This window comes from Sorangium sp. So ce385 (genome assembly GCF_051474135.1).
GTDB classification, from domain to species: domain Bacteria; phylum Myxococcota_A; class Polyangia; order Polyangiales; family Polyangiaceae; genus Sorangium; species Sorangium cellulosum_D.
The window spans coordinates 7,004,518-7,016,525 of record NZ_CP150337.1 but is presented as its reverse complement, the minus strand read 5'-3'; the positions used below and the strand labels follow the sequence as shown (position 1 = coordinate 7,016,525).

Genomic DNA, 12,008 nt, shown 5'->3' with positions numbered 1-12,008 from the left:
CGGATCGGCGATCCCGCCTTCGAGGCATTCTCGCTCGACCGATTCTCGCCGTGTCCTCTGCATCTCGAGATCTCGTCGTCCACACGGGAGCCCAGCGCCCCGCGCGTCGGGCGGGGAGAGCAGCGAGGATGGCGCTGCCCTCCGCCCAGCGATGTTCTCATCGAGGCGCGAAGCACACGGGGGATCTCCTTCCTGCGTTCCCGCCTTCATGGTCAGATGACCGCCGGTTCTCTTCGCGCGTTGCCCCTCGAGCCCCGAGCCGATGATTCGCCTCCTCGCGGACAGCCCCCTCCTCCTGCTCTTCGTCGTCTCCGCGCTCGGCTTCCTCGTCGGGCGCCTCCAGATCGGCGGCTTTCACCTCGGCGTCGCGGTGGTGCTGTTCGTGGGGCTCGGCGTCGGCGCCGTCGACCCTGCGCTCCAGCTGCCCGAGTTCGTGCCGGTCTTCGGCCTCGCCCGCGGTGCTCGCCTTCAGCCTGGAGCAGGCGCGCAGCGACGCGCCGAACACGGGGTACGCGTCGGTCTACCCGGTGGCGACGCTGGTGAAGATCGTGGCGGCGCAGCTCCTCGTGCGGCTGCTCTGAAGAGCCCGCCCGGCAAGGCGTGAATCCGCGCCGCGACGCGCGGCAAACGGTGAAATCCGTGCCGCGCGCAATCGACCTCACACCTGCGCCGGCCGCCGACGGCGAGCGATCCGCGAGCGGCGGCGCGGATCCGGTCGCGGGGAGTCCGTCAGCGTCGAAATGGTCGCGCGCGCCATGGGATCGCGGGGCGATCGTGCCTATTCTGCGGGGGATCATGAGCAACGTGCCACCATCCCATCCCGGCGCGGGCGAGCCCCTCGAGGAGCGCCTGCGCCATGTCGTGCAGCACGCCGGCCACCTCCTTCCCGCGCAGGGGCCGATTGGCGTGTTCGTCCACCACAACACCCTGCACGCGTTCCAGCACCTGCCGTTCCACGAGGCGCTCGCCGCGGCCAGCGACGTCTTCGAGGCCGAGCCGTACCTCTCCGAGGCCGAGCTCCGCGCGCACCTCGCGTCGGGCCGCATCCGCGACGAGGACGTCGAGGCGGCCCTCGCCGCGCGCCACGACGAGCGCGGCGAGGAGGGCGCCGGCGCGCGCGCCGACCTCGGCCGAGGGCCGCTGTCGCGCCGCCAGATCGAGCGCCTCGCGCTGCGGTTCCCCATCGAGGCCGTGACCGAGGCGGGGCTCACGTGGCGCATCGCCGAGGTGGGGGAGACGCGCAGGCTCCGGCCCGACCTCCCCGCCGAGCAGCGGCGCCGCATCGTCGAGCGCACCGCGCGCTGGCTCGCGGAGCGCCCCGAGGCCGCCGCGCGCCTCCGCGGAGCGGACGGCGTCGATCACGCAGCCGACGGCGTCGATCGCGCGGAGGGCTGCGCCGATCCGGAGGCGCTCGCCGCGCGCGCCCTGTGGGACGCGTGCCGCGGCGCGCCGCTGCCGCCCGCGCCGCCCGCGGAGCCGCCGCTCGCGGATCGCGTGGGCGTCGATCGATCGCACCGCGACCTGCTGCGCGCGCTCACCGGGGAAGACCCGGCCGAGCTCGTCGATCCGCTCCTGATCCGGCTCCTCAGCGCCTACCTCGACGAGGGCGTCGCCCACTGGGCGATGCCGGACCGCGCGCGGGGCCTCTTTCGCGCGTTCTCGAGCCTCGTGCTGGACGGCGCCGGCCCGGCCGACGCGCTCTTCGCCGGGCTCGACGCGGAGCTCCGCCGCCTCGCGGATCGCGGGGCGTCCCCGGCCGCGGTCGTCGCGGGCGCCCTCGGGGAGCTCGGCGTCGCCGAGGACCGGTGGGAGGCCTACCTGACGCGCGTGCTGCTCGAGCTGCCCGGCTGGGCCGGCATGATCCACCGCCTCGAGCGCGCCCCGGGCGACCGGCCCGAGGGCGCGCCGCCCGCGTCGCTCGTCGAGTACCTGGCCGTGCGCCTGACCCTCGCCCGGTACGCGCTGCGCGACGTGGCGCGCCGGAGGCTCGGGTTCGAGGGGCCCCTCTCCGGGCTCGCCGAGCACGCCCGGCGCGCCGCGAGGCCCGCCGGGCCGCCGCCGCGCTCGCCCGACCACGAGCGGCCCTTCGCCCTGTTCCAGCTCGCGCAGCTCGCCGGGCTCTCGGTCGCCGAGATCGAGCCGCTCCCGGCGGCGGATCGCGTCGCCGCGCTCGAGGCCCTCGAGGCGTTCGGCGAGCTCGCCCGGCGACGCGTCCTGCACGAGGCCTACGAGCGCAGCCACGAGGTCGAGGTGCTGCACGCCCTCGCCGCCAACCTGCGCCGCCCCGCGGACGAGCGCGCGGCCCGCGATCCCCGCTTCCAGCTCGTGCTCTGCCTCGACGACCGCAGCGAGGGCATCCGGCGCCACGTCGAGGAGCTCTCGCCGCGGCACGAGACGTTCGGGGTCGCCGGGTTCTTCGGCGTCCCGATCCGGTACCGCGGGCTCGACGACGCCGGCCCGATGAGCCTGTGCCCCGTCGGCGTCGAGCCGGCGCACGAGATCGTGGAGCGGCCGCGCGAGGAGGGGGCGTTCCGCCTCCGGAAGGCCCGCCGCAGGCGCTTCGCGCGCCTCCTCCACGCGGTCGGGCACGGGACCCGGACCCTCTCGCGGGGCCTCCTGCTCACGCCGACGCTCGGGCTGCTCTCGGCGATCCCGCTCGTCGCGCGCGTGCTCTTCCCCCGGGCGTCGGCGCGGCTGCGCCGCGCGCTCGAGCGCCGCCTCCTGCCGGCCGTGCCGACCCACCTCCACGGCCCCCCGCACGACGGCCCCGAGGCGCGCGCGCGGGGCGGCGAGGGCGGCGGCCCTCCGGCGTTCACGGCGGAGCAGAAGGCGGCCAGGGTGGCCACGACGCTCGAGAACATCGGGCTCACCCGGCGCTTCGCGCCGCTCGTCGTGGTGCTCGGCCACGGATCCACCAGCGTCAACAACCCGCACCAGTCGGCGTACGACTGCGGCGCGTGCGGCGGCCGGCAGGGCGGGCCGAACGCGCGGCTGTTCGCCGCCATGGCGAACGATCCGGAGGTGCGCGCGCTCCTCCGCGGCCGCGGCATCGACATCCCGGAGGGGACCTTCTTCCTCGGCGGGATGAACAACACGACGACCGAGGAGATCGTCTTCTACGACGAGCACCTCGCGCCGGCGTCGCACCGCGGCGAGCTCGCGGCGCTCGCCGCGGCGCTGGCCGAGGCGCGGAGGCGGCACGCGCACGAGCGCTGCCGCCGCTTCGCGTCGGCGCCCGCGGGCCAGAGCCCCGCGGAGGCGCTCGCGCACGTCGAGGCGCGCGCGGCGGACCTGAGCCAGGCCCGGCCCGAGCTCGGCCACGTCACCAACGCCGTCTGCGTGATCGGCCGCCGCGAGCTCACGCGCGGGCTGTTCCTCGACCGCCGCGCGTTCCTCGCCTCGTACGACCCGACCCAGGACCCGAGCGGCGCGATCCTCGAGCGCGTCCTCCTCGCCGCCGGCCCGGTCGGGGCCGGGATCAACCTCGAGTACTACTTCTCCCGCGTCGACAACCTCCGCTACGGCGCCGGGACCAAGCTGCCGCACAACCTCGCCTCGCTGCTCGGGGTCATGGACGGCTCGCTGAGCGATCTGCGCACCGGCCTGCCGAAGCAGATGATCGAGATCCACGAGCCGGTGCGCCTGCTCGTCGTCGTCGAGGCGAGCCCCGAGGCGGCCCTCGCGATCTGCGCGCGGCAGCCGGCGATCCGCGAGCTCGCCCTGAACGGCTGGATCCGGCTCGCCTGCGTCGATCCGGCGACGGGCGCGATCGCGCGCCTCGAGCGGGGCGCCTTCGCCCCGTTCACGCCGCCCGGCGCGCCGCTGCCCGCGGTCGAGCGCTCCGCCGACTGGTACGCCGGCAAGTCGGGCTTCGTCCCGCCCGCCATCGTCCGCGCCGCGTCCGCGCGGCCACGGGAGGTCGTCGATCATGCTGCCTGAGCTCCTCCTCGGCCGGCTCGCCGCGCTCGCCCTGCTCTCGCCGGCGGTCGCGTTCGCGGCGCTCGGCGCTTACCTGCTCCTCCTGCGGACGCCGGGCGAGCGCGTCGTCTCGGGCGTCGTGCTGTCCTCGCTGTCGCTCTCGCTCGCGGCCTCGCTCGTGGTCTTCGGCTCGGCGGTCCTCTCGCCCGAGGTGTTCCTCGAGGTGGAGCTCGGCCCCTGGTTCGAGGTCGCGGGCTACGCGTTCGAGGTCGTGCTGCTCGTCGACCGGCTGTCGTCGACGATGATGGTGCTCGTCTCGCTGATCGCGCTCGTCGCCGGCCGGTTCTCGGTCGCGTACCTGCACCGCGAGGCGGGGTTCGCGCGGTTCTTCCTGCTGCTCGCGCTGTTCTCGACCGGCATGCTCACGGTGGTGTCCGCCGGGAGCATCGACCTGCTCTTCGCCGGCTGGGAGCTCGTCGGCGCCACGAGCGTGCTCCTCGTGGCCTTCTTCCACGAGCGCGCCGCCCCGGCGCGGGCCGCGCTGCGGGTCTACGTCACCTACCGGATCTGCGACGTGGGGCTGCTCGTGGGCGCGGTGCTGATGCACGCGCTCGCCGGCTCCGCCCGCTTCGGCGAGGCGCTCGGCGCCGCCCCCTGGCCCGGGTCGGCCGCGGCGCTCGGCGGCGCCGGGGCGACGGCGCTCGCGCTGTGCCTGCTCTTCGCCGCCATGGGCAAGAGCGCGCAGTTCCCCGTGGGCAGCTGGCTGCCCAGGGCGATGGAGGGGCCGACGCCCTCGAGCGCGCTCTTCTACGGCGCGATCTCGGTCCACGGGGGCGTGTACCTGATGCTGCGCGCCGCCCCCCTCCTCGAGCGGTCGGCGGCGGCGAGCGCCGTCGTCACCTGCGTCGGGGCGCTCACGGCGATCTACGGGACGCTGGTGGGCAGGGCGCAGGCGGACGTGAAGAGCGCCCTCGCGCACGCCACGATGTCGCAGGTCGGGGTCATGTTCGTCGAGATCGGGCTCGGGTATTACCGGCTCGCGCTCGTGCACCTCTTCGCGCACGCGTGCCTCCGGTGCCTGCAGATGCTGCGCGCCCCCTCGGCGCTCCGCGACGCGCAGGAGATCCGCGCCGCGCACGCCGGCGATCCGCTGCCGCACCTCGGGCTCGCCGGCCGCCTCCTGCCGGCGCCCCTCGTGCGGCGCGCGTACTGGCTCGCGCTCGATCGCTTCCACCTGGAGGCGCTGCAGCAGCGGTTCGTCGCCGCGCCGATCATGCGCCTCGGGCAGCTCGTCGATCGCTTCGAGCGCCGCTGGGTGGCGGCGCTGAGCGGCCTTCCCGAGCCCGCCGCCGAGGGGGAGGGCGGCCGGCGCGCGATCACCGGCGCCGGCGCCGGCAGCGGCGCCGAGGTCGCCGCGCCCGACACGAAGAGGGCCCGGTCATGACGATGTTCCTGCTGCTCGCGACGATCATCCTCCTGCCCGCCGTCGCCGCGCTGATCGCCTCCCGGGCGCGCAGCGACGGGGCCGCGCGGCGCGTCGCCCTCGCGGGCGCGGCGGTCAACCTGCTGCTCGCGCTCGTGCCGCTCGCGCTGTCCCGCGGCGCCGCCGTCGACATCGACGCGATCGGCCCCGCGGCGCCGCTCCTCGGCGCGCGCCTGCGGCTCGGCCTCGACGGCTACACCGTGGCCTTGCTCCCGCTGCTCAACTTCCTGCTGCTCGCCCTGCTCGCGGCGGGCCCGCGCGCCGCGCTGGATCGGCGGACGGTCGCCGCGCTGCTCGCCACGTGCAGCGCGATCCTCGGCGTCTACTGCGCCGCCGACCTCGCGCTCCTCGCCGTGGCGTGGGTCGCCGCGCTGCTGCCGGGCGAGCGCCTGGTCGGAAGGCGGGGCGCGGACGACCGGCTCCTCCGCCGCATCTACCGCATCTTCCTCATCGGCGGCACGGCGCCGCTCGTGCTCGCGTTCGGCGCCATCGCCGTGTTGGGCGCGCGGCGGGGCGCGGCGCTGCCGTTCGACGTCGAGGAGCTCGCGCGGGTGGGCGTCCCCGAGGCGTGGCAGTCGCCGCTGTTCGCGCTCATCGCCATCGCGGTGCTGATGCGCATGGCCGCCGTGCCGTTCCACGGGTGGCTGCCCGTGCTGCTCGAGCGCGGGCCGCTCGGCGTGACCGTCCTGCTCGCCGAGATGCAGGTCGGCGCCTGCGTGCTCGTGCGCGTGGTGATGCCGCTCCTGCCCGAGGGCTGCGCCGCGAACATGCCGATCGTCGCCGGCCTCGGGCTCTTCAGCGCCCTGCACGGCTCGGTCCTCGCGCTCACGCAGACCGACCTCCGCCGGATGCTCGGCTACCTCGTGGCGAGCCAGAAGGGGCTCGTGCTCCTCGGCATCGCCGCGATGACCCCGCTGAGCCTGAGCGGCGCGCTGCTCCAGAGCTTCGCGTCGTCGATCGCGATCACCGGGGTCGCGATGGTCGTCTGGGCGCTCGAGGCGCGCACGGGGACGGCGGACACGCGGGAGCTCGGCGGCCTCGTGGCGAGGACGCCGCGCATGGCGGCGTTCTTCTTCCTCCTCGTGTGCGCGGCGATCGGCTTCCCCGGGGCGCTCTCGTTCGTGAGCGAGGATCTGCTGCTGCACGGGATCCTGCACGTGCACCCCGTGCCGTCGATCCTGATGCTGGGCGCGACGGCGCTCAACGGGATCACGATGTTCCGCGCGTTCCAGCGCACGTTCCTGGGCCCGCTCCCGCGCGGCGCGGGGAGCGCGGCCGGGGTGGCGCCGCTCCTGTTCCGCGAGCGCGCGGTCCTGCTCTCGCTCCTCGGGCTGACCGTCCTGCTGGGCGTGGCGCCGTCGCGGCTGCTCGCGCTGCACGCGCCGGTGGTCGAGCGGGTCCTCGCCGACGCGGGCGGCGCGGCGGCTCACGGGCACGCCGAGTAGCCCCGCTCGCCTGGCTCACCTCCGCGCGCGCGGGTTGGCCCCGCGCTCGTGGTGGACCGTCACCGCGCCGCGTGGCGCCGATCTGCCTCGAAAGGGTGAGGGCTCTGGCCCCGGACGTCGGCGGGGTCGGGATCCTCATCCTCTTGCGGATCCGGGCCGGGATCGAGGATGAACGCGCATCGGCTCCACGCGCCCCCAGCGATCGCGGCCTGCGCCTCGGGCGAGCCCGGCTGCGCCAGCGCGGCCCGCTCCTCGTCGGTGAGCAGCTCGGCCTGCCCGTCAGCCACCAGCGCGGCCTGCTTGAAGGGGTCGATGCTCAGCTCGGTGAGCAGATCGAAGAGACGATTCATGGGTCCTCCTGGGGTTCAGTCGTTCCTGGATTGGGGCTCTCGACCGTCGAGCGGCGAGGGCGGCTTCATGCGGAGATCGCTCCACGTGGGATCGAAGGCCACGAGCGCGATCGCCTCGACGGAAAGGTTGTTTCGCCTACTGACGATGGACCTGCCGCTCTCCCGGCCTTCGAGCACGTCCAGGCCGCGGAGCATCGTGTCGATCTCGCTCCTCGTCGACTCGAGCACCTTCCGGGTGTGCTCGATGACCACCGGCGCGAGGGGGTCGTTCATGTGCTTCAGCCCGGCAGCGACGAAGTAACGCGAGAAGACATCCGCCGGGTTCTTCTCCACGGCGCGGAGCGCCGAGGCGACGGACTCACGGAACGTCCCGGCGCAGCTCATGAGCTTCGCGGCGGCGGCGTGGATGGGCAGGCGCTTGTCGACGTCGAGCGCGAGCGCGTCGAGCATGCAGTCGCGCGCCTTGAGGAGCCCGGGCGTCATGTCCGGCTGCTCGCGCGCGATGAGGGCCAGGACGCACGCCTTGAACGCGGAGACCCACGCGTAGCCTGGATCGAGCTCGCGGGCCCTGTCGAGGTCCTGCAGCGCCCGCGCAGCGACGTCGCTGCCCCTCGCGCTCCGCGCCTCCGGCGCCGGCGTGGGGCGGTCATCCAGCTCCAGGGCCGGCACCAGCCTGGGCATCACCTCGAGCCAGTACTTGTACGTGTACGCCGCGCCCCGATGGGCGAAGGTCCAGGCGCTCCCCGGCGACAGCTCGGCGGCTCGCTCGAGGAGCTCGATCCCGCGATCGATGAGCGCGTGCTGCTCGCGCCAGTCCGGGGGCGTGTCGGCCCTGCCGAGCCTGTAGCTCGCGTTCATCCGATGGGCTTCCCCCCAGCGCGCATACGCCCATCCGTAGTCGGGCTTCAGCTCCAGCGCCCTCCTGAAATCGGCGCAGCAGGGCTCCCAGTCGTCGAGCGCCGCGCGGGCGGCGCCGCGGTGGGCGTAGGCCCACGCGTACGCGCCGTCGGTCTCGAGCGCCTCGGTGAACAGCCGGATCGCGTCGGTGTACCGGCCGTTCTTGCGGCACGCCTCGCCCTCGTGGGCGAGGCGCCTGCTCTGCTCGCGCCGCCCTCTCTTGTCTTCGTCTTCTTCTGCTTCTGCTTCTGCCATGAGATCACCTCGTCAGTGCACGAGCGGCGGATCCACCCCGGCGCCGGCGCCGCCGTCCCAGCCGATGCGCTCCAGCACCTCCGGGTCGACGCGGGCCCGCGCGATCGGCGGCACGTACAGCGTCGAGATGTCGTCCACCGGCGCCGCCGCGAGCGCCGCGAGCGCCACCCGGTCCAGGCGGGGTGACGCCAGCGGGTGCGCGGCCGCCTCGTAGACCACCACCTCGTGGGCGGCCGGGTAGGTCTGGGACAGGCGCTCGACGAGGGCCTCGAGCCCGCCGCGGATGCGGGCGGCGTCCGAGGGGTCGAACACGCCGGCGTTGCCGACCCCGCCGATCTGGCACAGCACGAGCGGCGTGCGGGCGTCGATCTCTCGCCCCCGGATGAGGAAGTCGGTCGCCTCGAAGAGCTGGAGCCCGTCCCGGCCAGGGTCGAGCCCGAGATCGGCGAAGAGGCAGTCGATGGACGAGACGCCGGGCAGCATCCGGGCCGGAAACCCCTCGTCGCGCGCCTGCCGGATCGCCTCGTGCGCCGCGCTCGCGAGCACGCCAGGGTGCCCGTAGAACACCGCGCAGACCTTGAGCCCTTTGCGCACCTCCGCCAGGATGCGCTCGACCATCGCCGCGTAGATCGACCGCCGCGGCGTCTTGCCCTCCCCGTAGGGCAGCGACTCGGCCGCCGGGTTCAGGCTGCGCACCCAGCGCGCGGCCCACGCGTCGGCGACCGCGAAGAGCACGCGATCGGCGCGCTGGATGGCGCGCTGCGCGCCGAGGGTCGTCTGGCCGGCCCACTGGATGCCGATGCCCACGACGACGAGAGACCCGCTGGTTGACATGCGCTCTGCCCCGTGCCGGCGTCCACGCCTCGGCCGCAGGGGCGATCGACCGCCGTTCCCCCGACCGCATGGATCCATATTTCCCTTAACGTGGCGTCGCTCCAGGATCAATCGAGCGCGGGTAGTGGTCAACTTTGCCCGGGGAGAGTCCACATGAAGGCGGGAAGGCGGGAAGATCATTCATGTTTTCTTCCTGCCTTCCCGCCTTCATGTTCAAATTTGACCACTACCCGAGCGCGCGTTGCTCCCGCGGGCGCCGCGGGGCGCGCGCGGCCCGGCCCGCACGCGCCGCGGTCCTCGGGCGCGTCCGCTGCGAGGTTGCCCGCTCACGCGGCGACCATCGTCCACGCGGTACGGGCGCGACGGCGGCCGGCAGCGCGCCCGCATCACGGGCGCGTCGCGCGGGCGTGTCCTCGGCGCGCTGGTCGGCGCGTCCTCCGGCGCAAGGGGTGCTCCGGGGCGCACCTGGTGCGCGCGACACGCCGAGGCAGCCGGGCTCAGGGAGGATCGGTGCAGCCAACCGGGCGCATTTCGGCCAGAATCGACGAATGGGCGGGCAGGGCCTGCGCCTTGCAGACACGCTCGACCCAGAGAGCCAGGAGGGTACGCCAGTGTCCGTAGCAGCCAGCCAGAGCAGCCAGAACTCGGTCCACTCGGAGCCGCCGCCGCCGGTCTCGATCCCGGGGCTCCGGACGTCGATCGCCAACGAGAAGCTCCGGCAGTGGATCGCGGAGGTCGTCGCCCTGTGCCAGCCGGACAACGTGCACGTGTGCGACGGCTCCAAGGAGGAGTACGACGCGCTCTGCGACCAGATGGTCAAGGCCGGCACGCTCATCCGCCTGAACCCGGAGAAGCGCCCCGACAGCTACCTCGCGCGCTCGGACCCGAGCGACGTGGCCCGCGTCGAAGATCGCACGTTCATCTGTAGCCGCCGCAAGCAGGACGCCGGCCCCACGAACAACTGGGCCGATCCGCAGGAGATGAAGGCCACGCTGCGCCGGCTCTTCGCCGGGTCGATGCGCGGCCGGACGCTCTACGTCATCCCGTTCAGCATGGGCCCGGTGGGCTCGCCCTATTCGCACATCGGCGTGGAGCTCAGCGACTCGCCGTACGTCGCCGCGAGCATGCGGATCATGACGCGCATGGGGCGCAAGGTGCTCGACACGCTCGGGGACGGCGATTTCGTCCCGTGCCTGCACTCGGTCGGCATGCCGCTCGCCCCGGGGCAGGCGGACGTGCCGTGGCCGTGCAACGCGGAGCACAAGTACATCGTCCACTTCCCGGGGGAGCGGCTCATCTGGTCGTACGGGAGCGGCTATGGCGGCAACGCGCTGCTCGGCAAGAAGTGCTTCGCGCTGCGCATCGCCTCGGTGCTCGGCCGGGAGCAGGGGTGGCTCGCCGAGCACATGCTGATCCTGGGCGTCGAGTCGCCGAAGGGCGAGAAGACGTATGTCGCGGCGGCGTTCCCGAGCGCGTGCGGCAAGACGAACTTCGCGATGCTCATCCCGCCGAAGGCGTTCGCGGGCTGGAAGGTGACGACGGTGGGCGACGACATCGCGTGGATGAAGCCCGGGCGCGACGGGCAGCTCTACGCGATCAACCCCGAAGCGGGGTATTTCGGCGTGGCCCCGGGGACGTCGGAGAAGTCGAACGCGAACGCGATGGCGGCGATCCGGAAGGGGACGATCTTCACGAACGTCGGCCTCACGCCCGACGGCGACGTCTGGTGGGAGGGGATGACGGACGAGCCGCCGCCGGAGCTCATCGACTGGCAGGGCAAGCCCTGGACGCCGGACTGCGGGCGCAAGGCGGCCCACCCGAACGCGCGCTTCACGGCCCCTGCGACGCAGTGTCCCTCGCTCGATCCGCGCTGGGACGACCCCAACGGGGTGCCCATCAGCGCGATCGTCTTCGGCGGGCGGCGGGCGACGACGGTGCCGCTCGTGTACCAGTCGTTCAACTGGAGCTTCGGCGTGTACATGGCCGCGACGATCGGCTCGGAGATGACGGCCGCGGCCGCCGGCAACATCGGCCAGGTCCGCCGCGACCCGATGGCGATGCTGCCCTTCTGCGGCTACCACATGGGCGATTACTTCAACCACTGGCTGCAGATGGGGCGCCAGATCGTCAATCCGCCCCGCATCTTCTCGGTGAACTGGTTCCGCAAGGACGATCAGGGCAACTTCCTCTGGCCGGGCTTCGGCGAGAACATGCGTGTCCTCAAGTGGATCGTCGATCGCGTTCACGGCCGCGGCTTCGCCGAGGAGAGCCCGCTCGGCTGGATGCCGCGCTACGAGGACATCGAGTGGCGGGGCATGGATCGCTTCTCGAAGGAGAAGTTCTACCAGCTCATGGCGGTGGACCGGGAGGCGTGGAAGGTCGAGTTCGGCTCGCACCGGGAGCTCTTCGAGCGGCTCTACGACCGGCTGCCCAAGGAGTTCTTCCTGATGCGCGAGCTGCTCCTGTCGCAGCTCTGGCGCTCGCCGGAGCGGTGGGAGCTCGCGCCCGAGCGCTACCTCGACGAGCACGACGACGACGGCGAGGCGAGCGCCTCGTAGAACCGCCGCAGCCCCCCGCCGAAGGACGAACCCGAGACCCTCCGCCGCCAGGCCTCCCAGGGCCGACGCGTCGCGAGGGTGCTCCTCGTCGCTCCACCTCAGCAAGGACCCTCGTCGCGCCGAGCGCTGCACCCATGCGCGCGGTTGCTCGACTCGGTCCGATCGTGTTCGGCGCTCCTATCCAGAGCAGCCGGCCTGCAGGTGAATGCGATCGTTGCGCTGCTGGCGAAACCGGCGGTCAAGCCCCCCATCGTCGCTGCTGAAACGC

At 73.7% G+C, this 12,008-nt stretch carries 8 protein-coding genes; 5 read left to right on the top strand and 3 right to left on the bottom strand.

Going from position 1 to position 12,008, the window contains the following annotated elements:
* Positions 1-262 precede the first annotated feature (262 nt).
* From WME83_RS25395 to WME83_RS25380, 4 genes are all read left to right on the top strand, one after another.
* Positions 263-604, top strand: a complete 342-nt coding sequence (locus WME83_RS25395; protein ID WP_437321869.1) for a hypothetical protein — start codon at positions 263-265, stop codon at positions 602-604.
* Positions 605-795: 191 nt separating this feature from the next.
* The gene (locus WME83_RS25390; protein WP_437321868.1) at positions 796-3,939 is read left to right on the top strand and encodes a YbcC family protein; all 3,144 of its coding nucleotides are present in this window, start codon (positions 796-798) and stop codon (positions 3,937-3,939) included.
* Positions 3,929-5,362, top strand: a complete 1,434-nt coding sequence (locus WME83_RS25385; protein WP_437321867.1) for a proton-conducting transporter transmembrane domain-containing protein — start codon at positions 3,929-3,931, stop codon at positions 5,360-5,362. The genes WME83_RS25390 and WME83_RS25385 overlap by 11 nt, the downstream gene beginning before the upstream one ends.
* Complete coding sequence (locus WME83_RS25380) at positions 5,359-6,846, top strand: complex I subunit 4 family protein (protein WP_437321866.1); 1,488 nt, start codon at positions 5,359-5,361, stop codon at positions 6,844-6,846. The genes WME83_RS25385 and WME83_RS25380 overlap by 4 nt, the downstream gene beginning before the upstream one ends.
* A 59-nt stretch (positions 6,847-6,905) precedes the next feature.
* On the opposite strand, the gene WME83_RS25375 is transcribed toward WME83_RS25380, so the two are convergent.
* The 3 genes from WME83_RS25375 to WME83_RS25365 are packed head-to-tail and all read right to left on the bottom strand — an operon-like array spanning position 6,906 to position 9,182.
* The gene (locus WME83_RS25375) at positions 6,906-7,196 is read right to left on the bottom strand and encodes a hypothetical protein (RefSeq protein ID WP_437321865.1); all 291 of its coding nucleotides are present in this window, start codon (positions 7,194-7,196) and stop codon (positions 6,906-6,908) included.
* A gap of 15 nt (positions 7,197-7,211) precedes the next feature.
* Complete coding sequence (locus tag WME83_RS25370; RefSeq protein WP_437321864.1) at positions 7,212-8,348, bottom strand: tetratricopeptide repeat protein; 1,137 nt, start codon at positions 8,346-8,348, stop codon at positions 7,212-7,214.
* A gap of 12 nt (positions 8,349-8,360) precedes the next feature.
* Entirely contained in the window at positions 8,361-9,182 is an 822-nt protein-coding gene (locus WME83_RS25365) for an SAM-dependent methyltransferase (protein ID WP_437321863.1), read from the bottom strand.
* A gap of 677 nt (positions 9,183-9,859) precedes the next feature.
* Here WME83_RS25365 and WME83_RS25360 point away from each other — a divergent pair.
* Positions 9,860-11,740: a phosphoenolpyruvate carboxykinase (GTP) gene (locus tag WME83_RS25360; protein WP_437322041.1), complete on the top strand. Its 1,881-nt coding sequence runs from the start codon at positions 9,860-9,862 to the stop codon at positions 11,738-11,740.
* The last annotated feature ends 268 nt before the right edge of the window (positions 11,741-12,008 follow it).

Excerpts from the sequence above, each read along its gene's own strand:
- WME83_RS25385 (WP_437321867.1), top strand. The coding sequence starts at position 3,929 with ATGCTGCCTGAGCTCCTCCTCGGCCGGCTCGCCGCGCTCGCCCTGCTC.
- WME83_RS25370 (WP_437321864.1), bottom strand. The coding sequence starts at position 8,348 with ATGGCAGAAGCAGAAGCAGAAGAAGACGAAGACAAGAGAGGGCGGCGC.
- WME83_RS25390 (WP_437321868.1), top strand. The coding sequence starts at position 796 with ATGAGCAACGTGCCACCATCCCATCCCGGCGCGGGCGAGCCCCTCGAG.
- WME83_RS25375 (WP_437321865.1), bottom strand. The coding sequence starts at position 7,196 with ATGAATCGTCTCTTCGATCTGCTCACCGAGCTGAGCATCGACCCCTTC.
- WME83_RS25380 (WP_437321866.1), top strand. The coding sequence starts at position 5,359 with ATGACGATGTTCCTGCTGCTCGCGACGATCATCCTCCTGCCCGCCGTC.
- WME83_RS25395 (WP_437321869.1), top strand. The coding sequence starts at position 263 with ATGATTCGCCTCCTCGCGGACAGCCCCCTCCTCCTGCTCTTCGTCGTC.
- WME83_RS25365 (WP_437321863.1), bottom strand. The coding sequence starts at position 9,182 with ATGTCAACCAGCGGGTCTCTCGTCGTCGTGGGCATCGGCATCCAGTGG.